Annotated in this window: 21 protein-coding genes and 1 tRNA gene; 19 read left to right on the forward strand and 3 right to left on the reverse strand. The window is 59.2% G+C overall.

Translation table 11 applies throughout. The features are described from left to right. The first annotated feature begins 97 nt into the window (after nucleotides 1-97). Genes acsA through ACYVIA_RS15165 form a run of 5 tightly spaced genes read left to right on the forward strand, consistent with a single transcriptional unit; the run spans nucleotide 98 to nucleotide 5237 of the window. Nucleotides 98-1864: an acetate--CoA ligase gene (acsA, locus tag ACYVIA_RS15145; protein ID WP_460842168.1), complete on the forward strand. Its 1767-nt coding sequence runs from the start codon at nucleotides 98-100 to the stop codon at nucleotides 1862-1864. After that, a complete protein-coding gene (gene pdhA / locus ACYVIA_RS15150) occupies nucleotides 1861-2841 on the forward strand; it encodes a pyruvate dehydrogenase (acetyl-transferring) E1 component subunit alpha (RefSeq protein ID WP_460842170.1) in 981 nt (326 codons plus the stop codon). Before acsA ends, pdhA begins: the two co-directional genes overlap by 4 nt. Then, a complete protein-coding gene (locus tag ACYVIA_RS15155; RefSeq protein WP_460842172.1) occupies nucleotides 2838-3809 on the forward strand; it encodes an alpha-ketoacid dehydrogenase subunit beta in 972 nt (323 codons plus the stop codon). Before pdhA ends, ACYVIA_RS15155 begins: the two co-directional genes overlap by 4 nt. Then, the gene (locus tag ACYVIA_RS15160; protein ID WP_460842174.1) at nucleotides 3806-4984 is read left to right on the forward strand and encodes a dihydrolipoamide acetyltransferase family protein; all 1179 of its coding nucleotides are present in this window, start codon (nucleotides 3806-3808) and stop codon (nucleotides 4982-4984) included. The genes ACYVIA_RS15155 and ACYVIA_RS15160 overlap by 4 nt, the downstream gene beginning before the upstream one ends. Nucleotides 4985-4994: 10 nt before the next feature. Then, nucleotides 4995-5237, forward strand: coding sequence for an acyl carrier protein (locus tag ACYVIA_RS15165; RefSeq protein ID WP_460842176.1), 243 nt, complete (start codon nucleotides 4995-4997; stop codon nucleotides 5235-5237). A gap of 393 nt (nucleotides 5238-5630) precedes the next feature. Here the strand turns inward: ACYVIA_RS15165 and ACYVIA_RS15170 are convergent, their stop codons facing one another. Continuing rightward, a complete protein-coding gene (locus ACYVIA_RS15170; protein WP_460842178.1) occupies nucleotides 5631-6206 on the reverse strand; it encodes an NUDIX hydrolase in 576 nt (191 codons plus the stop codon). A 172-nt stretch (nucleotides 6207-6378) separates the two neighbouring features. Here ACYVIA_RS15170 and ACYVIA_RS15175 point away from each other — a divergent pair. The 10 genes from ACYVIA_RS15175 (at nucleotide 6379) to ACYVIA_RS15220 (ending at nucleotide 18671) form a co-directional block, all read left to right on the forward strand. Next, nucleotides 6379-6455: transfer RNA gene (locus ACYVIA_RS15175), tRNA-Met, on the forward strand. Nucleotides 6456-6611: 156 nt separating this feature from the next. After that, nucleotides 6612-7475, forward strand: a complete 864-nt coding sequence (scpB, locus tag ACYVIA_RS15180) for an SMC-Scp complex subunit ScpB (RefSeq protein WP_460842179.1) — start codon at nucleotides 6612-6614, stop codon at nucleotides 7473-7475. After that, on the forward strand, nucleotides 7456-8985 hold the full coding sequence (rluB, locus tag ACYVIA_RS15185; RefSeq protein WP_460842255.1) for a 23S rRNA pseudouridine(2605) synthase RluB: 1530 nt from the start codon (nucleotides 7456-7458) through the stop codon (nucleotides 8983-8985). The genes scpB and rluB overlap by 20 nt, the downstream gene beginning before the upstream one ends. A 248-nt stretch (nucleotides 8986-9233) precedes the next feature. Then, nucleotides 9234-9719, forward strand: coding sequence for a ribosome maturation factor RimP (rimP, locus tag ACYVIA_RS15190; protein ID WP_460842181.1), 486 nt, complete (start codon nucleotides 9234-9236; stop codon nucleotides 9717-9719). Continuing rightward, nucleotides 9716-11275 carry a transcription termination factor NusA gene (gene nusA, locus ACYVIA_RS15195; RefSeq protein WP_460842183.1) on the forward strand — a complete coding sequence of 520 codons (1560 nt, stop codon included), beginning with the start codon at nucleotides 9716-9718 and terminating at the stop codon, nucleotides 11273-11275. Before rimP ends, nusA begins: the two co-directional genes overlap by 4 nt. 50 nt (nucleotides 11276-11325) lie before the next feature. Continuing rightward, nucleotides 11326-14154: a translation initiation factor IF-2 gene (infB, locus tag ACYVIA_RS15200; RefSeq protein ID WP_460842185.1), complete on the forward strand. Its 2829-nt coding sequence runs from the start codon at nucleotides 11326-11328 to the stop codon at nucleotides 14152-14154. A gap of 73 nt (nucleotides 14155-14227) precedes the next feature. Further along, on the forward strand, nucleotides 14228-14614 hold the full coding sequence (gene rbfA / locus ACYVIA_RS15205; protein ID WP_460842186.1) for a 30S ribosome-binding factor RbfA: 387 nt from the start codon (nucleotides 14228-14230) through the stop codon (nucleotides 14612-14614). Nucleotides 14615-14659: 45 nt separating this feature from the next. Continuing rightward, nucleotides 14660-15598, forward strand: a complete 939-nt coding sequence (truB, locus tag ACYVIA_RS15210; RefSeq protein ID WP_460842187.1) for a tRNA pseudouridine(55) synthase TruB — start codon at nucleotides 14660-14662, stop codon at nucleotides 15596-15598. A 214-nt stretch (nucleotides 15599-15812) separates the two neighbouring features. Continuing rightward, on the forward strand, nucleotides 15813-17648 hold the full coding sequence (gene typA, locus ACYVIA_RS15215; RefSeq protein WP_460842189.1) for a translational GTPase TypA: 1836 nt from the start codon (nucleotides 15813-15815) through the stop codon (nucleotides 17646-17648). Nucleotides 17649-17765: 117 nt separating this feature from the next. Further along, nucleotides 17766-18671, forward strand: a complete 906-nt coding sequence (locus tag ACYVIA_RS15220) for a DMT family transporter (RefSeq protein ID WP_460842191.1) — start codon at nucleotides 17766-17768, stop codon at nucleotides 18669-18671. Nucleotides 18672-18730: 59 nt separating this feature from the next. Here the strand turns inward: ACYVIA_RS15220 and aptA are convergent, their stop codons facing one another. After that, the gene (aptA, locus tag ACYVIA_RS15225) at nucleotides 18731-20092 is read right to left on the reverse strand and encodes an omega-aminotransferase AptA (RefSeq protein ID WP_460842193.1); all 1362 of its coding nucleotides are present in this window, start codon (nucleotides 20090-20092) and stop codon (nucleotides 18731-18733) included. 120 nt (nucleotides 20093-20212) lie between these two features. Here aptA and dusA point away from each other — a divergent pair, with 120 nt between their 5' ends. Both dusA and ACYVIA_RS15235 read left to right on the forward strand, forming a co-directional pair. Beyond that, the gene (gene dusA / locus ACYVIA_RS15230) at nucleotides 20213-21250 is read left to right on the forward strand and encodes a tRNA dihydrouridine(20/20a) synthase DusA (RefSeq protein ID WP_460842194.1); all 1038 of its coding nucleotides are present in this window, start codon (nucleotides 20213-20215) and stop codon (nucleotides 21248-21250) included. A gap of 93 nt (nucleotides 21251-21343) precedes the next feature. Beyond that, nucleotides 21344-22210 carry an SDR family oxidoreductase gene (locus tag ACYVIA_RS15235; protein ID WP_460842196.1) on the forward strand — a complete coding sequence of 289 codons (867 nt, stop codon included), beginning with the start codon at nucleotides 21344-21346 and terminating at the stop codon, nucleotides 22208-22210. Between the two features lie 145 nt (nucleotides 22211-22355). Here ACYVIA_RS15235 and ACYVIA_RS15240 read toward each other — a convergent pair whose 3' ends face one another. Then, nucleotides 22356-23306, reverse strand: coding sequence for a sigma-54 interaction domain-containing protein (locus ACYVIA_RS15240; RefSeq protein ID WP_460842198.1), 951 nt, complete (start codon nucleotides 23304-23306; stop codon nucleotides 22356-22358). A 707-nt stretch (nucleotides 23307-24013) separates the two neighbouring features. Here ACYVIA_RS15240 and ACYVIA_RS15245 point away from each other — a divergent pair. Further along, nucleotides 24014-24259 carry a hypothetical protein gene (locus ACYVIA_RS15245; protein WP_460842200.1) on the forward strand — a complete coding sequence of 82 codons (246 nt, stop codon included), beginning with the start codon at nucleotides 24014-24016 and terminating at the stop codon, nucleotides 24257-24259. 715 nt (nucleotides 24260-24974) lie between these two features. Then, the gene (locus ACYVIA_RS15250) at nucleotides 24975-26369 is read left to right on the forward strand and encodes a sigma-54-dependent transcriptional regulator (RefSeq protein WP_460842202.1); all 1395 of its coding nucleotides are present in this window, start codon (nucleotides 24975-24977) and stop codon (nucleotides 26367-26369) included. Nucleotides 26370-26612: the final 243 nt, after the last annotated feature.

Consider the following 26612-nt stretch of genomic DNA (forward strand, 5'->3'; position numbering starts at 1 on the left):
GCGTGCGCGGTGATACAGCATTTGATGGGGATCAAGAGAGGACCCGGCCAGCGCGGCTCACAATGGTTCGGTAACACGCTGAAGAGAAAGGACCGCCATGCCGCGCTCTTCGATCATCCGCAAGGCCGCAACGGATTTCCTTGTGCCACCGAACTGGGTCGACTACGAGGAAACCAGGGCCGAATTCTCTTGGGAAAAGGCAAAGAAGGAGCTGGCGGATCTGCCCGGCGGTGGTGTCAACATCGCCTATGAAGCGGTCGAACGGCATTTGCAGGACACCGCTCGGGAACGTGTCGCCTTCCGTTTCCTGGGCATGGACGGGGAGCACACCATCAGCTACCGTGAACTCTCCAGCCTTACCAACCGCTTTGCGAATGTGCTGGACAAGCTGGGCGTGGACAAGGGCGACCGGCTGTTCGTCCTCGCCGGTCGCATACCGGAGCTCTACATTTCCGTGCTAGGCAGCCTGAAGAACGGCACCGTCGCCTGCCCGCTTTTCTCTGCCTTCGGCCCGGAACCGATCGCCACGCGCCTGAGCCTGGGAAATGCGAAAGTGCTCGTGACGACCGCGCCGCTCTACCGCCGCAAGATTGAAAAGATCCGCGACCGCCTGCCGCAGCTGCAGTATGTGCTGCTGGTTCGCGACAACGGTGAACCGGCGAGCGGCATTCCCGGCACCATCGACATGGACCGGATGATGCGCGAAGCAAGCGATGATTTCGATACGGTGGCGACGCAGGCCGGGGACATGGCCTTGCTGCATTTCACCAGCGGTACGACCGGCACGCCGAAAGGGGCGGTACACGTGCATGAAGCCGCAGTCACGCATCGGGCTACCGGCACCTATGCGCTCGACCTGCATCCCGACGACATCTACTGGTGCACGGCCGACCCGGGCTGGGTCACCGGTACGTCGTACGGCATCATCGCGCCGCTGCTGCACGGTGTGACCTCGATCGTCGATGAAGCCGAGTTCGACGCCGAGCGCTGGTACCGCATCCTGCAGGAGCAGCAGGTCAGCGTCTGGTACACCGCGCCGACGGCGATCCGGATGTTGATGAAAGCTGGCGAGGACATCGCCAGGAAGTACCGGTTTCCGAAGCTGCGCTTCATTGCGAGCGTCGGCGAGCCGCTCAACCCGGAAGCGGTGTGGTGGGGCAAGGAAGTGCTGGGCCTGCCGATCCACGACAACTGGTGGCAGACCGAGACCGGCGGCATCATGATCGCCAACACGCCGGCCTTCGATATCAAGCCCGGCTCGATGGGACGGCCCTTGCCGGGCGTCGAAGCGTTCATTGTTTCCCGCAATGAGCAAGGGCAGGTTCAGGTCGTCGATACCCCCGACACCGAAGGCGAACTGGCGCTCAGGCGCGGCTGGCCGTCGATGTTCCGCGGTTACCTGAACAACGAGGAACGCTACCGCAAGTGCTTTTTCGGCGACCTGTACCTGACCGGGGATCTCGCAAAGCGCGATGCGGACGGCTATTTCTGGTTCGTGGGCCGTGCGGACGACGTGATCAAGTCGGCAGGGCACCTGATCGGGCCGTTCGAGGTCGAAAGCGCGCTGATGGAGCATCCGGCGGTGGCTGAGGCCGGCGTGATCGGCAAGCCGGACGAGACTGTGGGCGAAGTGGTCAAGGCCTTCGTCTCGCTCAAGCGCGGAGTCGAGGCGTCGGAGGAACTGCGCATGGAGCTCCTGGGCCATGCGCGCAAGCGGCTGGGCGCCGCGGTAGCACCGAAGGAGATCGATTTCCTGACTACGCTGCCAAGAACCCGCAGCGGCAAGATCATGCGCCGCCTGTTGAAAGCGCGCGAACTCGGGCTTCCGGAAGGCGACACCTCGACGCTGGAGGGACAGTCATGAGCGTGCCGTACGACAAGGCGACCTGCATCGCACTGCTGGCCGACATGCTGCGCATACGCCGCATGGAGGAAAAGTCGGCGGAGCTGTACGGGGCCGGAAAAATCCGCGGCTTCCTGCACCTGTACATCGGCGAGGAAGCGGTCGCCGTCGGTGCGCTACATGCACTTGCGCCGGAAGACAATATCGTCGCCACCTACCGCGAACATGGCCATGCCCTCGTGCGCGGGGTGCCGATGACGGCCATCATGGCGGAAATGTTCGGCAAGCGTGACGGCTGTTCGCGGGGGCGCGGCGGCTCCATGCATCTGTTCGACCGCACCAGACGCTTCTTTGGCGGCAATGCGATCGTCGGCGGCGGCCTGCCGCTCACGGTCGGCCTCGCGTTGGCGGACAAGATGCAAGGCATCCGGCGCGTGAGTGCCTGCTTCTTCGGCGAAGGGGCAATGGCCGAAGGCGCGTTCCACGAATCGATGAACCTGGCCGCCTTGTGGAAGCTGCCCGTACTGTTCCTCTGCGAGAACAACTTCTATGCGATGGGCACCGCGTTGGCGCGCTCCGAGTCGCAGACCGATCTCTGCGCCAAGGCGGCCAGCTACAACGTGGCAACGATGAAGGCCGACGGCATGGACGTGATTGCGGTACACGATACGACGCACGAGGCCGCGCAGCGGGTGCGCGCCGCCGACGGGCCGGTCTTCGTCGAGTTTCAGACCTACCGCTTTCGTGCCCACTCGATGTTCGATCCCGAGTTATACCGCGACAAGGCCGAAATCGAAGAATGGAAAAAGCGCGGGCCCATCCACACTTTCTCGGCGCGGCTGAAGGCCGAGGACAAGCTCACCGAAGCCGAGTTTCTTGCGCTCGACGAACAGGCCGGGCGGGAAGTGCAGGAAGCGGTCGCATTTGCCGATGGCGCGCAATGGGAACCGGTCGAACAGCTGACGCAGGAGGTCTATTCGCCGGAGCCACGACCATGAAGATGAGCTATCGCGAGGCACTGCGCCAGGCCATGCGCGAAGCGCTGACTACCGACCCGCGCGTGTTCCTGATGGGCGAGGATGTCGGACGATACGGCGGGACGTACGCGGTGTCGAAAGGATTTCTCGAGGAGTTCGGCCCCGAGCGCATCCGCGACACGCCGCTCTCTGAACTCGGCTTCGTCGGCGCCGGCATCGGCGCGGCGCTCGGCGGCATGCGCCCGATCGTGGAAGTCATGACGGTGAACTTCAGCCTGCTGGCGCTGGACCAGATCGTCAACACGGCAGCCACGCTGCGCCATATGTCCGGCGGCCAGTTCAATGTACCGATTGTCATCCGGATGGCGACTGGCGCCGGGCGTCAAGTCGCGGCCCAGCATTCGCACAGCCTTGAGGGATGGTATGCCCACATCCCCGGCATCAAGGTGCTGGCGCCGGGCACCGTGGTCGATGCGCGCGGTATGCTGGGCCCGGCACTGGCCGACCCGGACCCGGTCATCATCTTCGAGCATGCGCAGCTCTACAACATGGAAGCCGACATCGTTCCGCGTGCCTGCGACATCCGCTCGGCGGCTGTACGGCGCGCCGGCGCCGACGTCAGCCTGTATGCGTATGGCGGCTGCCTGCCCAAGGCCCTGGCGGCAGCCGATCTGCTGGCCGCCGAGGGCATCGACGCCGAGGTGATCGACCTGCGGGTGCTGCGTCCGCTCGATATCGCCACGATTCTCGCGTCGGTGCGCAAGACGCATCATGCAGTCGTGGTCGACGAGGGCTGGAAGACCGGCAGTCTTGCAGCAGAGGTCGTTTCCTGTATTACGGAAAACGCCTTTTATGACCTGGATGCGGCGCCAGTGCGTGTGTGCAGCGCCGAAGTCCCGATCCCGTATCCGCGGCACCTGGAAGAAGCGGCGCTGCCGCAGGCCGAGTCGATTGCCGCCGCAGCAAGACAAACAGTGGGCAAGCGATGATTGAATTCAAGCTGCCCTTCCTCGGCGCCGACGTGGACGAGGGAAAACTGCTCCAGTGGCAGGCCAAGCCGGGCGACGTCATCCGGCGCGGGCAGGTGGTGGCAGTGGTCGACACCTCCAAGGCGGCGGTCGATGTGGAGTGCTGGCAGGAAGGCACCCTGTTCGAATTGCTGGCCCGGCCCGGCGAGACGGTGCCCGTCGGCGCCGTGCTGGCGACATTGCTTGAAGCGGGCGAATCGGCCGAGACCGCGCAGCGCCGTTCCACTCCCGCCGCTCCCATTGAGGAGCCTGCTCCACCCAGGCTCGAGCCGGTCGCCGCGCTTGCCAAGACGCCGGCGCCATCGGCAACACGGCGCAGGATCTCGCCTGCCGCACGCAAGCATGCGGAGGATCACGGCATCGACATCGACAGCGTCGTCGGCACCGGCCCGGACGGCGCGGTCACCTTGCAGGACGTGCAACGGCTCGAACCTCAGTTGCAACCGCCACAGGCATCGCCAGCCGACAAACAGGCCAGCATGCGCAAGGCAATTGCGGCGGCGATGAGCCGATCGAAGAAGGAAATCCCGCACTACTATCTGAGCGAGTCCATCCCGATGCGCAAGGCCCAACAGTGGCTGGCTGCGTCGAATGAAAGACGCAGCATCACCGAACGCCTGTTGATGGCGACGCTGCAGATCAAGGCCGTGGCGCTCGCCCTGGAGAAATACCCGGACATGAACGGCTTCTATCAGGACGGCGAACGCCGGCGGTCGCAGGCGATTCATGTCGGCGTCGCGATTTCCCTGCGCCAGGGCGGGCTCATTGCGCCGGCGATCCACGACGCCGCCGAGAAGTCGCTGGACCAATTGATGCGTGACCTCACCGATCTCGTGCAGCGTTCGCGCGCGGGGTCGCTGCGCAGCTCCGAAATGTCGGACCCGACAATTGCCGTGACCAATCTCGGCGAGCAGGGTGTGGAGAGCGTGTTCGGCGTGATCTATCCGCCACAGGTTGCCCTGGTGGGTTTTGGGAGGATAAGGGATGTCGCGTGGGTCACCGCAGACGGTGGCTTGTGCGCGATGCCGGCAACGACTGCCAGCCTGTCTGGCGACCATCGCGTGTCGGACGGGCACTACGGGGCGCTATTCCTGTCTGAAGTGCGGGAATGGCTGCAGCGCCCAGAACAACTCTGAAGGGCAGACGATGGAACGACAGGAACTGACAGCTACGGTGGTTTCCGCCCTCAGGTCGATTGCACCTGAGGTTGATGAGAACGAACTCGTCGCCAGCCAGGCGCTGCGCGAGCAGGTCGATCTGGATTCGATGGATTGGCTCAATTTCCTGATCGGCTTGCATCGCAAGCTTAACGTGGACATTCCCGAAGCCGACTACGCGCGATTGCGCACCTTGGATGACTTGGTGGAGTACCTGGCGGCAAAAGTCTGACAGCCTTGTGCGTTTGTGGCCAAGGGTACAGCAAGTTGGCCCCTGTGCAATATCAGCGGAGCTTTGGAGAACGCATCCAGGGTGATCTCCCTTTCACAGGAGCAAAAGAGAGCATTTGTTGCGGAAGCACTGGCATATCTAGGCTCTACACTTTTCACGGGATGCCATGTAATTGAAGCCTTCCATGAGCGGGGCTAGCGGGATACCGTACAGGAGATTTAGTCATGCAGATCGGAAAACTCTTGCGAGTGCAGCGAGAACAGAAACCTCCCGAGCCGGTTTTGCCGCCACCGGAACCGGTGAGGTTGCCACCAGAACCCATAATGCCCCCACCCGAACCAGCTATGCCGGAGCCTGAGCCGATAAGCCCATCGCCGGAACCGCTCGCCGACTTTAATCGGTGGCTGGCATCGGCTTTCTGAAATCCCTTGTATGAAGCTTGAAGGGGCCGCCTTCGTTCTTGATGCGTGCAACGTCAGAGAAAAAGAGCTTCAAGGTATGGTTTACCGTCGGGAAGGCGATGTCGTTCCAGGGAATTTCCGACTCGGCGAACAGCTGGACTTCCAGGCTTTCAGTCCCCGCCTGATAGTCGAGGTCAAGCAACGTGGCACGGTAGAACACGTGGACCTGATGCACGTGCGGCACGTTAAGCAGCGAGAAGATTTCGTGGAGTTCGATGCGCGCGCCTGCTTCTTCATGGGTCTCGCGAAGAGCTGCCTCGCTGGTGGTTTCATCGTTTTCCATGAACCCGGCCGGCAGTGTCCAGTACCCATAACGCGGCTCGATCGCACGCCTGCACAGGAGAACCAGCGTCTCACCGTTGCGTTCCCAGACGGGGATCGAACCGATCACCATCTTGGGATTCTGATAGTGAACCGTGCCGCACTGTTCGCAGACATAGCGAGGGCGGTTGTCGTCAGGCGGGACCAGGAGCGACACCGGATGCGCGCATTCAGAGCAGAATTTCATAGAAATATGGGGTGAGTGGAGAAAGCCTTTTCGAAGAAAAGGTAGCCGTAAAGGTGCCCGCTCACCGGTCATCTTATTAAGAGGATAATGAATGGAAGTGTATCACTGCACGGCAGGCTGGCAATTGCGTTTGCGTTATTCGGCAATACCGGATATACTTTCATTCTTCAGACGCGGGGTGGAGCAGTCTGGCAGCTCGTCGGGCTCATAACCCGAAGGTCGCAGGTTCAAATCCTGCCCCCGCAACCAAGTCTTTAAGTCTTATCAAATTCCCGCCCTCCCTACACCTCCTATAAATCGGGCGCCGGAATGGCATCAACGGGTTCTCTAAACCGGGCGGCATTCGAAGTGCCTGTCGTTGACAACAAATCTGCACATTGTTAGTAGAAAACAAGACGCGCAAAAATGAATACGACTGAGGCGAAAAAAGTCCTCGAAACTGCGTTGCTTTGTGCGCATGAGCCGTTGTCCATCAACGATCTCAAGAAGCTTTACGTTGAGAGTGGCGAAGGCTTTGAGGAAGTCGGCGCTGATACCATCAAGTCACTTCTCGAAGAATTGCGTAACGACTGGTCGGGTAAGGGTATCGAGATCGTCTGTCTGTCAACGGGGTGGCGTTTCCAGAGTCGTCCGGAAATGAAGAAGTATCTCGATCGGCTCAATCCTGAAAAGCCTCCCAAGTATTCCCGTGCGACGTTGGAAACCCTGGCGATCATCGCTTACCGGCAGCCAGTGACTCGGGGTGATATTGAAGAGATCCGCGGTGTGACCGTGAATTCTCAAACTATCAAGCTCCTTGAAGATCGAGGCTGGATCGAAGCAATTGGTCATCGAGATGTTCCGGGGCGTCCGGCGCTGTTTGCTACAACCAAGCAGTTCCTGGACGATCTCGGCTTGACCTCGTTGGAGCAGTTGCCGCCACTTCAGCAAGTGGCAAAGGAAGAGATGCCGGGTAGCATGCTCCCGGAAATTGAGGCCCTCGCCAGTAATATCCAAGCTAATCTTCACGAGCCAGTGGCCGCCGAAGATCTGCAAGCGCAGACGGCACAGGTCGAACTGTTGCCGGATACCGCAGCGGTTGAGTCAAGTGCCATTGCCCAATCCCCGACTCAAGAAATTAATTCCGAACCCGAGACCGCGCAAGTTGTCTCTTCACCGTCTGAAGCAAACGTTTCCTTGCCCGATGCTGTGCCTGCGCCAGCGGTGGCGGCAGAAGCTGAGCCAAGTCAGCACAATCCAGAATTGAATGATGAACCTTCCAACCCATAATGACGCGCCCGTGATCGACAGCTCCGAGTCCGCCAGCCGCTCCGAACCCAAAGAGAATCAGGAATCGACGCAGATCGACGCGTCCGCGGAAGGTGGTAATGATTCATCGCAGAAGAAGTCCGGCAAGCGTGGTGTGCGCGGCCCCCGTAGCCTTCGGCGCACCCGATCGCCGCGCCAGGCGAATGCGACAGACCCAGTGGCGCAAACTGTGTCGGTCCCTGCGGGGGATGTTGGAGATCGTTCGACCGCTGGTGCTGACAAGCCTCAGCGCAATCGCAAACGTGGCGAACCGCAAAATGCAAAGGCTACTGCGCAAAGGGCGCGCGGAAAGCAGCCTGCGAGCAAGTCGCGACAGCCGCAGGCCAAGGTTGCGGACGCGGATGAGATCTTTTCGCTTGTTACATCCGGTGTCTTTGATAGTGACTCTGGAGACGATGCTGCCTCTGGCGGACGCCGTGGTCAAAACAGGAATGTGCGACGTGATCTGACGGCTGAGGACGATGCGCCGAAGTTGCATAAAGTCCTGGCGGATGCCGGTCTTGGTTCGCGGCGTGACATGGAAGAATTGATTATCGCTGGGCGTGTTTCGGTAAATGGTGAGCCGGCGCATATCGGGCAGCGCATACTCTCGACAGACCAGGTTCGCATTAATGGAAAACTGATTCAGCGCAAAGTTGCAAAACGTCCTCCGCGTGTCCTGATTTACCATAAGCCCGCAGGTGAAATCGTCAGCCATAGTGACCCGGAAGGGCGTCCCTGCGTTTTTGATCGTCTGCCGACCATGAAAGCGGGTAAATGGCTGGCGGTGGGTCGGCTCGACTTCAATACCGAAGGCTTGTTGCTGTTCACGACCTCCGGTGATCTTGCCAATCGGTTGATGCACCCGCGTTACGGAATCGAGCGGGAGTATGCGGTGCGGACGCTGGGTGAACTCGAGGAGGGAATGCGCCAGAAGCTATTGAGCGGCGTTGAGCTTGAAGACGGGATGGCACAATTCTCCAAGATTTCAGATGGCGGCGGTGAGGGGGTCAATCGTTGGTATCGCGTGACAATCGGCGAAGGGCGTAACCGTGAAGTGCGACGAATGTTTGAGGCTGTTGGTCTGACAGTTTCTCGCCTCATCCGCACCCGGTATGGAGCGCTGACGTTGCCCAGTAGCCTGAAGCGGGGTCGCTGGGAAGAGCTCGATGAAAATGCCGTGCGCTCATTGATGACGCTGAGTGGATTGGAGAAGCCTGCTGCCGCTCAGGGCAAGGGACGCGGCGAGCGCCAAGGTGTCGAGCGTAACGGCAATGTCGCCGGCAGCGTGCCTTTTGAAAAGGCGCAGGGGCAAAAGCGCGGTCAAGGGCGAGGGGCTGGGCAGGGGCAGTCGCGTTCACGCCAGCCTGATCCCTTGCAAACTGCGCTTGGATTCCCGGACATGGGGCAGTCACGTCGCAATAGCGGGCGGCCGCGTAACGGAGCGGCCGTGGCGCTTACCGGCTTGGGGCGCCGTCGTTCCCGGATGTGATGTTTTATTGCTGACTTCGCAAAATTTCCTTACGGAATACATCACCCCTCATTCTTCGCTTGAGGGGGGGATACCATTGCGGTCGGTCAAATATTTGTCTATAATTAGAGAGTTAACAAATCGACCGGCAAGAAAGTATTTTGTTGGGAGCCACTGTGCGTGGGCCGGAGCGATAAAAAGAGATGGGCAGATGCCCATTTTTTTTTTCTTAAACGCTTTATGCGCAGGTCGTCATTCGGAGAATGGTTTTGCGGTTGCTGGATCTGATTGAAAAAACGGTTGTCGGCATGGGTTACGAACTGGTCGATCTCGAGCAGGCGGCTCATGGTTTGCTGCGCGTGTATATCGACTTCCTGCCTGAAGAAGCGGAAAAAGGAAGTATCACCGTAGACGATTGCGAGAAGGTGAGCCACCAGCTGTCGCATGTCTTGATGGTCGAAAACGTCAATTACGAGCGACTTGAAATCTCATCGCCAGGATTGGATAGGCCGCTGAAGAAGCTCTCCGACTATGGGAGGTTTGTCGGGCATGAGGCGGTGGTGAAGCTGCGTGTGCCACTGCCTGGTACATCAAATCGCAAATCCTACCAGGGAGTGCTGCATGCGCCGGTCGGTGACGCGCTGAAGCTGGAATTTGAAGGAAAAGAAGGGCCGGCGATGCTGGAATTTACGCTCGCTGATGTGGACAAGGCACGTTTGGTGCCAAAAGTGGACTTTAGGAGTCGCAAAGCATGAGTCGCGAAGTATTGTTGTTGGTCGATGCGCTAGCACGAGAAAAAAACGTCGATAAAGAAATCGTATTCGGGGCGCTCGAGCATGCGCTTGCGCAGGCAACCAAGAAACGCTACGAAGGTGATGTGGACGTCCGTGTTTCTATTGACAGGGAAACCGGCGAGTTTGAGTCGTTCCGCCGTTGGCACGTGGTTCCGGATGAGGCGGGCCTGCAGTTGCCCGACCAGGAAGTACTGCATTTCGAGGCAAAGGAACAGATTGCCGATATTGAAGTCGACGACTACATCGAAGAGCCTATCGAATCGGTGGACTTCGGTCGCCGTTTTGCACAGGACACCAAGCAGGTTGTACTGCAACGCATCCGCGACGCTGAGCGCGAGCAGATCCTTGCCGACTTCCTCGAGCGCGGGGATGCGCTCGTAACTGGCACCATCAAGCGCATGGAGCGCGGTGATGCAATTGTCGAATCAGGAAAGATCGAAGCACGCCTGCCGCGCGACCAGATGATCCCGAAGGAGAACCTTCGCATCGGAGACCGTGTCCGTGCGTACATCTTGCGCATTGACCGCAATGCACGCGGCCCGCAGGTGATCCTGTCGCGCACGGCGCCGGAATTCATCATGAAGCTGTTCGAGCTGGAGGTGCCGGAGATCGAGCAGGGCCTGCTTGAAATCAAATCAGCTGCACGCGACCCAGGCGTGCGTGCAAAGATTGCCGTATTCACCAATGACAAGCGCATCGATCCGATCGGTACTTGCGTGGGCATGCGCGGTTCGCGTGTGCAGGCGGTAACGGGCGAACTCGGTGGTGAACGCGTGGACATCGTGTTGTGGTCAGAAGACCCGGCGCAATTCGTCATCGGCGCGCTGGCACCTGCAAACGTATCCTCGATCGTTGTGGATGAAGAAAAACACGCGATGGACGTTGTGGTAGACGAGGAAAACCTGGCTATCGCTATCGGTCGTGGCGGCCAGAACGTGCGCCTGGCATCCGAGCTGACCGGCTGGCAGATCAATATCATGACGGCGGAAGAGTCGGCGGACAAGGCAGCGGCTGAAACGGCTGCGACTCGCAAGCTCTTCATGGAAAAACTGGATGTGGACGAGGAGGTCGCCAACATCCTCGTGGATGAAGGCTTTGCCAGCCTCGAAGAGATCGCTTACGTGCCGATTACGGAGATGCTCGATATCGAAGCATTCGACGAAGAGACGGTGAACGAGCTGCGTAACCGTGCACGGGATGCCTTGGTGACGGAAGCGATTGCTTCCGAAGAGGGCCTGGAGGGCATGGAAGAAGCTCTAGTCAGCCTGGATGGCATCGACCGCATCACCGCAGGCAAATTGGGCCTGAGCGGCATCAAGACGCTGGAACAGTTTGCAGGCATGGCATATGACGAGTTTGGCGCGGTATTGGCATTGCCGACCGACCGCGCACGTCAGTTGATTGAGAATGAATTTGAAGATGTGACCGACGAGGAAATGCGGCTTATCGACGCCAAGTACGATGATCGTGCCAGGGCGTTGCAAGCCAAAGCGCGCGAGCTGGTCGAGGCTCAATGACCCGCAGTGCCCAAAAAACATCCGTCGTGCCACATAGAAAAGAGGACTGAATGGCGAGTAACAACGTAGCCCAATTTGCCACTGAACTGAAGATGCCCGCAGACCTGCTGCTGACACAACTGCGCGCTGCCGGCGTCGAAAAGAGTTCGACGTCCGATCCTTTGTCGAAGGAAGACAAGGACAAGTTGTTGAATCACCTGCGTCGCTCACATGGTGGCACAGCGGAAGGAGAAAAGAAAAAGATCACCCTGACGCGCAAGGAAACGACTGAAATCAAGCAGGCGGATGCAACGGGCAAATCCCGCACGATCCAGGTTGAAGTGCGCAAGAAACGCACTTTCATCAAGCGCGACGAACCGGTCATTGAGGCAAGCCCGGAGAAGGCTGCTACGCCCATCATCGACGAGGCGGAACAGGCTCGCAGAGCGGAAGAGGCTCGCCGTCAGGCAGAGTTGATCGCGCGCCAGGAAGCGGAGCTGCGCGAAAAGCAGGAGCACCTGGCCAAACTGGAAGCCGAGAAAGAAGCGCAAGCAAAGGCAATGCGCGAAGCGGCGGAGCAGGCAGAGCGCGAAGAAGCGGCCAAAGCGGCGGCGAAGGCGCAAGAGGCACAAGCGGAAGCATTGTCCGCGGCAGAAGAGAAAAAGCGCGCTACCGATGAGGAGGCACGCAAGAAAGCTGCCGAGCAGGGAGCGAAAGAAGCTGCAGAGCGTGCTGCTGCCACCGAGCGCGCCCGTAAGGCCGTCGCCGACGAAGTTGCCCAGATCAAGGCCATGATGAGCGCGCCGCGCAAGGTCATGAAGGCACCGGAGCCGGCACCAGTCGCACCAGTTGCGAAAGCTGCCGAAGGAACGCTGCACAAGCCGGCCGAAAAGAAGGGTGTCGAGAAAAAGGACGACAAGAAACCTGCTGGCGGCGACAAGAAGTCGATCAAGTCGGCGAATGTGTCCTCGACCTGGCAGGACGACGCTGCGAAGAAGCGTGGTGGTCTCAAGACGCGCGGGAGCGGCGCACCAGCAACACCGGGCGGCCGCGATGCATGGCGCAGCGGGCCCAAGGGCCGACGCTCGCATGGGCATGACGATCAGCGCGAATCGAACTTCCAGGTGCCGACTGAAGCCGTGGTCAAGGATGTGCATGTTCCGGAAACGATTACCGTTGGCGAACTCGCACACAAGATGGCCGTGAAGGCATCCGAAGTGATCAAGCACATGATGAAGCTTGGCCAGATGGTTACCATCAACCAGGTGCTTGATCAGGAAACTGCAATGATCCTTGTCGAGGAAATGGGGCACAAGGCGTTTGCCGCCAAACTCGACGACCCCGAAGCGATGCTGGAGGAAACTGGTGGCGCTCATGCGGACGCCGAACTGCATCCGCGTGCTCCTGTGGTTACCGTCATGGGTCACGTCGACCATGGCAAGACCTCGCTACTCGACTATATCCGTCGCGCCAAGGTTGCGGCTGGTGAAGCCGGCGGTATTACCCAGCATATCGGTGCGTACCACGTCGAAACACCGCGCGGCATCATTACCTTCCTCGACACGCCGGGCCACGAGGCATTCACTGCAATGCGTGCGCGTGGTGCCAAAGCGACGGACATCGTGATTCTGGTGGTTGCCTCCGACGACGGCGTGATGCCCCAGACCAAGGAAGCAATTGCACATGCGAAGGCGGCAGGTGTGCCGATCGTTGTCGCAATCAACAAGATCGACAAGCAGGGTGCCAATCCCGAACGTGTTACGCAGGAACTGATTGCCGAAGGTGTCGTGCCGGAAGCCTACGGCGGTGAAGCGCCGTTCTGCCCGGTGTCTGCAAAGACGGGCCAAGGCATCGACGACTTGCTCGAAAACGTATTGCTGCAAGCTGAAGTGCTGGAACTCAAGGCGCCTGTCGACGCGCATGCAAAGGGTCTCGTCATCGAAGCCAAGCTCGACAAGGGCCGCGGCCCGGTGGCGACAGTGCTGGTCCAGACCGGCACCCTCAAGCGCGGCGATATCGTGCTTGCCGGTTCTTCGTACGGCCGTGTTCGCGCGATGCTCGACGAGAACGGCAAGAATGTGGCCGAAGCTGGTCCTTCCATCCCGGTCGAGATCCAAGGCTTGACCGAAGTGCCGGCTGCTGGCGAAGAAGTCATGGTCATGGCTGACGAGCGCAAGGCACGTGAGATTGCGTTGTTCCGCCAGGGTAAGTTCCGCGACGTCAAGCTGGCCAAGCAGCAGGCGGCGAAGCTGGAGAATATGTTCGAGCAGATGGCCGAGGGCGAAGTGAAGAACCTGCCGTTGATCATCAAGACTGACGTTCAGGGTTCGCAGGAAGCGATCGTGCATGCAATGCAGAAGCTGTCGACTGAAGAAGTGCGCGTGCAGATCGTGCATGCAGCAGTCGGCGGTATCAGCGAATCGGACGTCAACCTCGCAGTGGCATCGAAAGCCGTCATTATCGGCTTCAACACGCGTGCGGATGCGTCGGCACGCAAGCTGGCGGAAGCTAACGGTATCGACATTCGCTACTACAACATCATTTACGATGCGGTGGACGAGATCAAGGCAGCGATGTCGGGCATGTTGGCGCCGGAGAAGCGCGAGCACGCGCTTGGCTTGGTGGAGATTCGCCAGGTTATTACCGTCAGCAAGGTTGGCGCAATTGCAGGCTGCTATGTACTCGACGGCTTGGTCAAGCGTGGCGCCTCCGTGCGTCTGCTGCGCAACAATGTTGTCGTCTGGACTGGCGAGCTCGATTCGCTCAAGCGCTTCAAGGATGACGTGAAGGAAGTAAAGTCAGGCTTCGAATGCGGCTTGACCTTGAAAAACTTCAACGACATCAAGGAAGGCGATCAATTGGAAGTCTTCGAGGTACAGGAAGTCGCGCGTACCCTGTAATGAACGTCTAGCGGGCGATTGCAAAGTTGCCGTCGCCCGCTAAACTTCAACAGGAACAGCGCCGATTCTCATCATGGCAAAACACAGCAAATCCATTCCCGGGCGCGGCGTACGCGTTGCCGACCAGATTCAGCGTGATCTGGCGGAGATCATCGCGTATGAGCTGAAAGATCCCCGCGTGGGCATGATCACGATCACGGAAGTGCAGGTGACACCGGATTATGCGCATGCAAAGGTGTTCTTTACCACGCTGGCCGACAATGAGGATGCGGTGCAGAATACCTTGACCGGTTTGCGCAAGGCAGCCGGATTCGTTCGGGGCCAGCTTGGCCGTCGATTGACCATTCATACGATACCGGAACTGCATTTTGTTCACGATACGTCGACTGCGCGCGGCATGCAGCTGTCGAAGCTGATCGATGAAGCGAACGCGACAAGAGCGCAGGATTCGGACGACTGACCTTCTTGCTGCGCGATTTCGCGCAGGCTTTTCCATTGATTCAACATGGCGCAATTACCGCCCAAGAAACCCCGCGTCCCGGTTCATGGTGTTCTTCTGCTCGACAAGGCTGCCGGACACTCCAGCAATGACGCACTGATCAAGGCAAAGCGCCTGTTGAACGCGCAGAAGGCCGGACATACAGGGACGCTCGATCCCTTTGCCACCGGCTTGCTGCCGCTGTGTTTTGGCGAGGCAACGAAGTTTTCCCAAGACCTGCTGGATGCCGACAAAACGTATGAAACGGTAGTGCGCCTTGGCATAGTTACCTCGACCGGTGATACCGAAGGGGAGATCCTTGGCCAAAAGGAAGTCGATATCGGCTCTGCGCAGCTCGAATCAGTCCTGGTGCGGTTCCGGGGCGAGATCGAGCAGGTGCCTCCCATGCATTCGGCACTCAAGCGCGATGGCAAGCCGCTGTACGAGTATGCGCGTGCAGGCATCACGCTGGAGCGAGAAGCACGCAAGGTTTGCATCCATGCGCTGGAACTCCTGGACTATTCGGCACCATACGTGCGGCTGCGCGTGACGTGCAGCAAGGGCACCTACATTCGCGTACTGGGTGAAGACATCGGTGCGGCCCTTGGATGCGGTGCGCACCTGCAGGCATTGCGACGTACGCAAGTTGGCATGCTCACCCTTGAGCACGCGTTGACACTGAGTGAGCTTGAGCAAACGCCTGACGAGGATCGCACGCGTTTGCTTGCTCCGGTGGATGCTCTGCTCAGCACCTTCCCGCCGATCCGGCTTCCGGATCCCCTTGCGAAGCGCTTCCTGCACGGGCAACGCCTTGCGCTAGGCAAGGAAAATGTCTCCCTTCCTTGTCGAGAGGGGCGGGTAAGGGTGTACCGCCTCGAAGATGGTCAATTGCTCGGCACCGCGCATATGATGCCGTACGATATCCTCGCGCCAGAGAGGCTGGTTGTCATCGGCGCGGCCCAATAGAGCTTTCCCGTTAGCGACGTCAGCGTGGTCAATACGGTTGCCAAGGCCGACACCGTTCATCCAAAGTGGTTCATGCGCGGTATTCGCCGGCCGATCAGTAATGCGATCCTCACCATGCATGCCTGCAACTCCTTGAAATACAAGAATTTTCTGGATTTGATCGCAGCGCAGCATGCTATAATTTTCGGTTCTTCGAAACACGGCTTGAAAGCTCATGTCAAACACTAAACGCGCTTTGCGCAATATCGCCATCATCGCCCACGTTGACCACGGCAAGACAACGCTGGTCGACCAATTACTCCGTCAATCCGGCACCTTCCGCGAGAATCAGCAAGTTGATAACCGCGTGATGGACTCCAACGACCTGGAGAAGGAGCGCGGCATCACGATTCTGGCGAAGAATTGCGCGGTCGAATATGAGGGCACGCATATCAACATCGTTGATACGCCTGGCCACGCCGACTTCGGCGGTGAGGTGGAGCGCGTGCTGTCGATGGTTGACTCAGTGCTGCTGCTGGTCGATGCGGTCGAAGGTCCGATGCCGCAGACGCGATTCGTGACACGCAAGGCGCTTGGTCTTGGCCTGAAGCCTATCGTGGTGGTCAACAAGATCGACCGCCCGGGCGCCCGGCCTGACTGGGTGATCAATGCGACGTTCGAACTGTTCGATAAACTGGGTGCGACCGAAGAACAGCTGGATTTCCCGGTTGTGTATGCATCGGCACTGAATGGTTATGCCAGCCTCGATCCGAACGTGCGCGAAGGCACGATGAAACCGCTGTTTGATGCCGTGCTGGAAAACGTCCCGGTGCGTGATGATGATCCGGACGGCCCGCTGCAACTGCAGATTTCCTCACTCGATTATTCCTCGTATGTCGGCAAAATTGGTATCGGCCGTATCAAGCGCGGCCGTGCGCGCGCATTGCAGGATGTGATCGTGATGAACGGTCCGGATTCGACGCCGATCAAGGCCCGCATCAACCAGGTATTGAAGTTCAAAGGCCTGGAGCGCCAGCTGGTTGATGAAGCGCAGGCTGGTGACATTGTACTGATCAACGGTATCGAGGAAATCGGTATCGGCAGCACCGTTTGTGCCACAGACACGCCGGATGCTCTGCCCATGCTGAAGGTGGATGAGCCGACGCTGACGATGAACTTCCTCGTGAACAATTCGCCGCTGGCTGGCCGTGAAGGCAAGTTTGTGACCAGCCGTCAGATTCGCGACCGTCTGGATCGCGAACTGAAGTCGAACGTCGCGCTGCGCGTAACCGACACCGGTGACGATACGACGTTTGAAGTGTCCGGCCGTGGTGAACTGCATCTGACGATTCTCCTCGAGAACATGCGCCGCGAAGGCTACGAACTGGCCGTGTCGCGTCCGCGTGTGGTGTTCAAGGAGATTGATGGCGTCAAGTGCGAGCCGTATGAATTGCTGACGGTCGATGTGGAAGATTCGCACCAGGGCGGTGTAATGGAAGAGCTGGGACGCCGCCGTGGCGACCTGCAGAACATGGAACCGGACGGCAAGGGACGTGTACGTCTGGAATACCGCATCCCGGCGCGTGGCCTGATTGGCTTCCAGTCAGAGTTCATGACGCTGACTCGCGGTACCGGCTTGATGAGCCATATTTTTGACGAGTATTCGCCAGTCGACATGAACAAGCCGGAGCTCGCCGGTCGTCGTAACGGCGTGCTGATTTCCCAGGATGACGGTGCGGCTGTTGCGTATGCCCTGTGGAAGCTGCAGGACCGCGGCCGCATGTTCGTCAGCCACAACGATCCGGTGTACGAAGGCATGATCATCGGTATCCACTCGCGCGACAACGATCTCGTTGTGAACCCGATCAAGGGCAAGCAGCTGACCAACGTGCGCGCATCCGGTACCGATGAGGCAGTGCGCCTGGTTCCGCCGATCCAGCTGACGCTGGAGTACGCGGTGGAATTCATCGAGGATGACGAGCTGGTCGAAATCACGCCGAAGAGCATTCGCCTGCGCAAGCGCTTCCTGAAGGAGCACGAGCGCAAGAAGGCGTCGCGCGAGGCTGCATAAGCGGCATCCGGACCTGACGTCGGCGGCGGCCGACGGCGGCCAGCAACAATACTGACCTTGAGTCCAAGGCCCGGTCGCCCGCAAGGGTTACCGGGTTTTTTATTGCTTATTGAACGTATGCCATTACTAACCACGCATCAGCGGGCTCTTCTGTTGATGATCATCGCGCCGACACTGTGGAGCATTGCCGGGGTGCTTACACGCCACCTTGATGAAGCGCGCGGATTTGAGATCACTTTCTGGCGCGGGTTTTTCTCTGCAGTGTTTGTTGCAGGTGCGTTGATTGTGCAGCAGGGTTTGCGCGCCGCTGCGGGCACAGTGCGGGCCGTCGGCGGCCTCGGTGTCCTGAGCGGCATGATGTGGTGCGTGATGTTTGTCAGTTTCATGATTGCGCTGACGAAGACGACGGTCGCGAACACCTTGATCGTGATGAGTGTATCGCCGTTGCTGACCGCATTCCTGGCGTGGCTGTTCCTGAAGCAGCAGGTTGCGCGGCGTACTTGGCTGGCGATTATTGCTGCGGTTTTCGGCATCCTGTGGATGTTCATCAACAGCATGAGCGCACTGGGCGGACAACACCTGCTCGGGATGCTGATTGCCGGCGCAGTACCGGTAGCCGCGGCCATCAACCTGATTGCCATCAAGCGCGCCGGCCATGGCGTCGATTTGATCCCCGCGGTGTTTCTCGGCAGTGTGTTCGCTGCCGTGCTGATGCTGCCGTTTGCGTGGCCCTTGCAGTCGTCGCTGCACGACATCGGTATTCTCGCTGTCCTCGGCTTCTTTCAACTCGGCTTGCCGTGCATGCTGATGGTCCATGCCACAAAGAGCTTGAGTGCTCCGGAAGTGTCCTTGCTGGCGCTGCTGGAAGTGCTGCTCGGCCCCTTGTGGACCTGGCTGGGTGCAGGCGAGGTGCCGGCACGTGAAACCCTGATTGGCGGTGCGATCGTGATGGCAGCGCTCATATTCAATGAACTGGCCGCAATGCGTACGGCTACACTCAGGAACCTCAGTCAATCGCAATAGAAAAGCCGCCGGGACAATCCGGCGGCTATTTTGATGATGCTCGACGGGGATGACGTCGCTCAGGCGACTGCAGATTCCGTTTGTGGCGTTGATTTCTGCGTCTTCAACACGTCGGCGATGGCGCCGAACAATTGGTCCACCTGTGCCTTGTCGATGATCAGTGGCGGCGACAGCGCGATGATGTCGCCGGTGGTGCGGATCAGCACGCCTTTCTCCCAGAAGCAGCGCTGGAACACGTCGTAGGCACGTGCCGTCGGCTTGCCGGGCACGCCTTCCAGCTCGATGCCGCAGACCAGGCCGAGGTTGCGGATGTCCTTCACGAACGGCAGTCCCTTGAGACTGTGCGCGGCTTCCTCGAAATAGGGTGCCATTGCGGCCGCACGGTCGCACAGGCCTTCTTCCTTGAACACATCGATGGTTGCGACGCAGGCGGCAGCAGCCAGCGGATGACCGGTGTAGGTGTAGCCGTGGAAGAACTCGATCGCGTTTTCCGGCGCCGCATTCATGAACGTGTCGTGGATGTCCTGGCGGACGATGACGGCACCCATTGGTACGGCCGCGTTGGTCAGGCCTTTCGCGCAGGTGATCATGTCGGGCATGACGCCGAAGTAATCGGCGGCAAACGTGGTACCGAGGCGGCCGAAGCCGGTGATGACCTCGTCGAAGATCAGCAGGATGCCGTACTTGTCGCAGATGGCGCGCAGCTTTTGCAGGTAGCCCTTCGGCGGCAGGATCACGCCGGTCGAGCCCTGGAGCGGCTCGACGATGACGGCGGCAACGGTGGCCGGGTCATGCAGTGCGATCAGGCGCTGTTCGAGTTCATCGGCGATCTCCGCGCCATGCTCCGGCAGGCCGCGCGAGAAGGCATTCTTCGCGATGTCGAGCGGATGGCGCAAGTGGTCGACGCCGGCAAGCGTCGGGCCGAAATGCTTGCGGTTGCCGGCAATGCCGCCGACCGCGATGCCGCCGAAGCCGACGCCATGGTAACCGCGCTCGCGGCCGATCAGGCGGGTGCGCAGGCCGCCATTGTCATCCTTGCGCATGCGGTGGTAGGCGAGGGCGATCTTCAGCGCCGTGTCCACGGACTCGGAACCGTCATTGCAGAAGAACACGCGGTTCAGGCCTTCGGGCGCAATCGACGCCAGTGCAGTTGCGGCTTCGAAAACCTTGGGATGGCCCATCTGGAAGGTCGGCGCGAAATCCATCGTCGCCGCCTGCTGCTGGATCGCGGCGGTGATCTTCGGGTGGCAGTGGCCGGCATTGACGCACCACAGTCCTGCGGTGCCGTCGAGCACCTGGCGGCCGTCGTCGGTGGTGTAGTACATGCCTGATGCCGATGCGAGCAGGCGCGGCCTGGCCTTGTATTGGCGGTTTGCCGTAAACGGCATCCAGAAATGCGAAGTGTCCATGGTGTTAGGCATCTGTTCTTTTTCCCTTGTGGAGAAATGGTTGGGATGTTGACAAGTGTCTCCCGTTGTCAAAAGGCGCGATACAGTCCGCTCACCGCAGCGGAAGTCGTGCCGGTAAAATACCGGCCTATCATGAGTCACACACAAAACACCGCAACGTTGTCAAACCTGCCATCACGCCGCATTTCGGTGGCACCCATGCTGGATTGGACGGACCGCCACTGCCGCATGTTTCATCGGCAGATTACGCGCCACACATGGTTATATACCGAAATGGTCACGACCGGGGCATTGCTCTATGGCGACGTTCCGCGTCACCTTGACTTCAGTCAAGAAGAACATCCCGTTGCATTGCAGCTCGGCGGAAGCGAACCGGCTGATCTTGCGAAGGCGGCGAAGCTCGGCGAACAGTGGGGCTATGACGAGATCAATCTGAATTGCGGATGCCCGTCGGAGCGTGTGCAGAAAGGCGCATTCGGCGCCTGCCTGATGGCGGAGCCGCAACTGGTCGCCGACTGTGTGAAGGCGATGCGGGATGCAGTGAGCATCGATGTCACCGTGAAGCACCGCATCGGCATCGACAATGTGGAGTCCTACGCGTTTGTACGCGACTTTGTTGGCACGATTGCGGAGGCCGGTTGTGTGACGTTTATCGTGCATGCACGCAATGCCATCCTCAAGGGCCTGAGTCCCAAGGAAAACCGCGAGATTCCTCCGCTGAAGCCGGAGTATGCCTACCAGCTCAAGCGCGACTTCCCGCAGCTGGAGATCATCATCAACGGCGGCATCAAGACACTGGAAGAAATCGATGCGCACCTCGCGCAGGTCGATGGCGTGATGATCGGACGTGAGGCGTATCACAATCCTTACCTGATGGCGTCGTTCGACGCGCGATATTACGGCGACGATACGCCGGTAAAATCGCGCGCCGAAGTATTGCAGGCCATGCTGCCCTATGTTCGTGCCCAGCTCGAACGCTATGGCAGGAAGGACGCGCCGGGCGGCGGCTTGCGCCTGAACAGCATCACGCGCCACATGCTCGGCCTGGTGGCCGGCCTGCCGGGTGCGCGTGCATTCCGCCAGACCTTGTCGGACTCGAGAAAACTTGCTGCCGGCAATCCCGACCTGCTGCTCGAAGCGCTGTCGCATATGCAGCCGCTTGCTGCTTAACCCCCCAAATTTCCTTGCTGCCCTCCGTGCCGGTGGCATGGAACATGCAATCCCTCTGCACTTTTCCGGACGTATTGAAAGGAGAGGGCAATCATGGCAGGTGAAAACCAGAAACCCGGCATTCCCCCGCAACACCAGGACCACCAGCCCGGCTCGGAAGCAGAGATGCAGCCCAGGCCACTGGCCGAAATGAAAAACTACAAGGGCAGCGGCAAGCTCAAGGGCAAGGTCGCGCTGGTCACGGGCGGCGATAGCGGCATCGGCCGCGCAACCGCAATCGGATTCGCCAAGGAAGGCGCCAACGTCGTCATCGCCTACCTCGACGAGCATGCGGATGCGAAGGAAACGCAACGCTGCATCGAGGCGGAAGGGCGGGAATGCGTGATCCTGGCGGGCGACGTGGGGGACGCGGCGTTCTGCAGCAAGATGGTGGAGACGACGATCTCTTCCTTCGGCAAGCTCGATATCCTCGTCAACAATGCGGCACAACAGTATCCGCAGGAGAGCATTGAGGACATTACCGAGGAGCAGCTGCTGAAGACTTTTCGCGTCAATATCTTTTCGATGTTCTTTGCCGTGAAAGCCGCCTTGCCCCATCTGAAGGAAGGTGCGCGCATCATCAACAGCACGTCGGTCACTGCCTACCGTGGCAGTCCGCATCTGCTTGACTATTCCAGCACCAAGGGAGCGATCGTGGCCTTCACCCGCTCCTTGTCACAGCAGTTGATTACACGCGGCATCCTCGTGAATGCGGTTGCTCCGGGGCCAGTGTGGACGCCCTTGATTCCATCGAGCTTCAAGCCGGAACAGGTGGAGCATTTCGGTGAAAAGGCGCCGATAGGGCGGCCGGCGCAGCCGGATGAGATTGCACCGTCCTACATTTTCCTGGCTTCCGACGATTCGGCGGTCATGAGCGGACAGGTGCTGCATCCGAACGGTGGTGAGGTGGTGAACGCGTAAGCAGTGCGTGGAGACGCAATGACGTGCAACTGATGCGAAGGCATGCGACACCATCGTGCGACGCATGCCTTCACCATCTTCATTGCCCGAGTGCTGATGCCCTCAGTATTTCTTCAGCATTCCTACAGCCGGTTGTAGAGCGTCTTCAATATTCCTTCAACCGGTTGTAGAGCGTCTTCAGGCTGATGCCCAGCGCTTCCGCGGTCAGGCGCTTGTTGCCGCTGTAATGCTTCAGCGTGGCCAGGATGATTTCCTTCTGCGCATCCGCAAGCGGCGTGCCGACAAAGAAGTTCAGATAGCCTTCATGCAAGGTCGGCTTCTTGGTAGACAGGTCGGAAATGCAGTCCTCGATGTTGAGCGTGTCCGTTCCGAGGATGAATGCGCGCTGCACGACGTTCTTGAGTTCACGTACGTTGCCCGGCCAGGAATAGGAACGGATCACGTCCAGCGACGCGCGGGAAAAGTTCTTGCTGGTCTTGTCCTTCTCGTTGAGCAGCTGAAGGAAATGTTGTGCAAGCAATTCGATATCCCCACCGCGTTCGCGCAGCGGCGGTATCCGCACCGGAAAGACGGCAAGGCGATACATCAGGTCTTCACGCAGGTTGCCTTGCTTGACCGCCGTGTCGAGGTCACGGTTGGTCGCGGCAATCAGCCGCACGTCGACCATTACCTCTTCATCCCCGCCGACGCGCAGGAAGCTTCCCGACTCGAGCACGCGCAGCAACTTGACCTGCATTTCGACAGGCATCTCGGTGATTTCATCGAGAAACAAGGTCCCGCCCGACGCATGCTCGAAGTAGCCGATGTGCTGTCGTACCGCTCCGGTAAAGCTTCCTTTCTCATGGCCGAACAGCGCCGCTTCGATCAGGTGCGCCGGGATCGCCCCGCAGTTGACTGCCACAAAGGGCGCCTCACTGCGAGGACTTGCTTGATGGATTGCATGGGCAATGACTTCCTTGCCTGTACCGCTTTCGCCCACAAGCAATACGGTCGCCTCCGTCCCTGCGACTTTCTCCACCTGCTGGTAGAGCCGCTCCATCACCGGCGATGTGCCATACATGATGTCGGATTGCTTGAGGAACTTGTCGACGGTCATTGGGGAGTCGCCCCTTTCTGGGGGAGGCGGGCAATCATTGCGTTCTGCAGGAAGAATCTGATTCGGTGTCATGATTGTTACATCAATGCTTGAAAACGCTATTGCGCTAATTCAGTTCCGGCACGCAAACAACCTTGGTACATCACGAGCATCGTCGCGCCACACGGGGGGAGATGCCTTTTTGCATTGCCAGTCGGAAGAGAAAGCGCAGCTGCGATGGATGCACAGGGCCGCAGAAAGTAAATCAAAAACGATGGCGACGCATGCGGTCAACAATACACGATATCGATCACGAAGTGTTCGTTCACTGAGCGTATAACCGAGAGTATCAGCGCGCTGCCGCGCATTCTTTCCGAGCTGTATCGATATGCCGTTTATCAGCGGTTTCGATTGGCCTGCACATCCATGCTTGTCAGTGCTCGCGGGAAATCGGCGCGACGTACACCGTTTCCTTTGAGAGATAACGCTCATCAAAGATCCGCTGTAATGCTTACAGCGCACCTGAAAATTTTTCCTTGCTGCTGCGTGCACTATGCAAGTTTATGAAACAGGCCCGCCAATCAGAGCGCTTTTACAGCGGAAGCGCGCGATTCTGGCATGGAAGCTGCGATACGGCCGTGACCGGGTTTGTGAAAAAGCCAAGAACTTATCGCAAGTGCCATGGTCAAGTACGAGACATCACCTTCTTTTAATTGAAAGGAACAAGAATGACTTCAATCAAGAGCGCATCGAAAGTCTTGCTGGTTGTTGCTGCACTTGGACTGACTGTCGTCGGTTGCGATCGTCCTGGAGATCAGTCCGGTGGTGGCGCTACCTCCGGCAGCTCCGGTTCCTCCGGCAGCTCGGGAATGGGTTCGTCCGGATCGTCGGGCGGCGCAACCGGTGGTACCTCCGGCAGCTCGGGTAGCTCCGGCAGTTCGGGCTCCAGCTCCGGCGGCTCAGGCTCTCGTTAAGCCCGGAGAGTCAGCAGCATGGGAGTAATGATCGCCACGCATGACGGCTGCACTCTTCTTGACATCGGTTGGATAGATGTCGGCGTGATGCGATCATGAAGCGCCGGACCGGCTGGCGCTGCAGGCACCTCCGACGCGCCGCTGCTGCAGATGGCGTTGACGGCGACCCGGGCTGACCGGCAACGTGCCTCGCACATCATGTGCATGGCGGGAACAATGGATGAAACGACTGTCTCTCCTGCAGTGGTTTTATCTTTTCCCGCATAGCGAAATGATGGCGTCAGACGGTAGTTATTCATCCGCAAGCCCGTATGTTTGTCCCTCGCCCGTGCCTCAGGTGCGGGCGCTGCTATTTCCGCGTACTCCCGGCAATGCAGGCTGGTGCACCAATTCGCTGCGCAATGTGTGCACGCATTGGTGCGCCGGCAGTTTGTTGTATGGACGGACGCAAGAGTAGCGTTCCCTGTTTTGGCTCAATAAGAACATGCACGTGGACTGGACAATAACCGGTCAGGACATATGCTGACTATCTGATTGAGCCGGGGACGGGCCGGTCGGACTTTCCAGTATCGTTTTTCAATGTATGGATTTGAATCACCTGCCGATGCCCATGAGGCATGGGCAGGCAAGCAGTTGCAGACGCTGTACCGTGTTACCTCAGTATCTGGCAGCAGCGCATCGGATTTCCACACTTCGTCAATAGAGAAGTTTTTATATGCCGCATGTACTTATCGTTGACGACGACGTCAACACGCGCGAAGCGCTGGTCGAAATCACTGCGGCCGAAGGATTTACCACCGCGGTGGCGGGCAACATCCGCGAGGCGCAGACACAGATCATGCGCCAGCGGCCTGATGTCGTGCTGATCGACCTGAAGCTGCCTGATGGCAGCGGCATGGATTTGTTCAACGACATCGAGTCACGTGCCACGACCGAAATTGTTCTCATCACCGGCCATGCAAGCGTCGAGACCGCGGTCGAAGCCTTGCGCCTCGGCGCGGCCGACTATCTGACCAAGCCAATCAATTTCAAGCGCCTGAAGGCGCTGCTGTCGCGTATCCCGCGTACCGTGGACCTGAAGGAAGAAATCGGCGTGCTGCGCAGCGAGTTGCGCAGGCTCGGCCATTTCGGGCAGATGCTCGGCGCCGCACCTGCCATGCAGAAGCTGTACAACCACATCGCCCGTGTCGCGCCGACCGAGGCAACGGTCTTGCTGTTGGGCGAAAGCGGCACCGGCAAGGAACTGGCGGCGCAGACCATTCATGACCTGAGCCTGCGGCAGAAGCATCCTTTCCTCCCGGTGAACTGCGGTGCGATTTCGCCGCAGCTCATCGAAAGCGAAATCTTCGGTCACGAGAAGGGCAGCTTTACCGGCGCAGATCGCCAGCACAAGGGCTATTTCGAGCGCGCCAACGGCGGCACGCTCTTCCTCGATGAAATCACCGAAATGCCGGTGGAGCTGCAGGTCAAGCTGTTACGCGTGCTGGAGACCGGCTCCTTCATGCGCATCGGCAGCAACCAGGAAATCGAAACCGACGTGCGCGTGATTGCGGCAAGCAACCGTGACCCGGAAGCAGCGGTCGCAGAGGGCAAGCTGCGCCTCGATCTTTACCATCGGCTCAATGTGTTCCCATTGCGCATTCCACCGCTGCGCGAGCGGGGCTCCGATATCGAACTGCTTGCACAGCATTTCCTCGAGCAGCTCAATGCCGCGCATGGCACCAACAAGGTGTTGTCACCGGACGGCCTGGCCTGCCTTTCCAACTACCATTGGCCGGGCAATGTGCGTGAGCTGCGCAACTACATGCAGCGCGCCTTCATTCTTTCCGACCATACGATCGACGCTGCGGCACTGGCACCGGTCATCACGACGCAGTCGCCTGTCGGCCTGACGCTGGCCATACCGGTTGGCACCTCGCTCGCCGATGTGGATCGCAAGCTGATTTATGCGACGCTGGAACTGTGTGGCGGCGTGAAGAAGCGGGCGGCAGACATCCTCGGCATCAGTCTGAAGACACTGTATAACCGGCTGGAGGAGTACGGGCCGTATGAAGGCGGGCAGAAGAAGGATGAAACCCCGCTGCATAACGGCAGCGATTCCTATCATTGATCCCGCCGATTTGATGCCGCTGATTGATCCCGCTGCTGATGCGGCAGGCTTCGCTTGCTGCTGTGTGCTGGACACCGGCGTGATGCAGCGCAAAGCCATTCAATGAGTCAAGAACGAGAAATGCGTGGCGGCTGCTGGTGGCGGGCGCCACGCATTACCGAATCCACATTCCCTGCAAGCATCTCAGCACGACTTCGCACGTCCCAAATGCGCCTGTAGCGCAACGACTTGTCGGGAGACTGT

The organism is Noviherbaspirillum agri, from assembly GCF_054780595.1.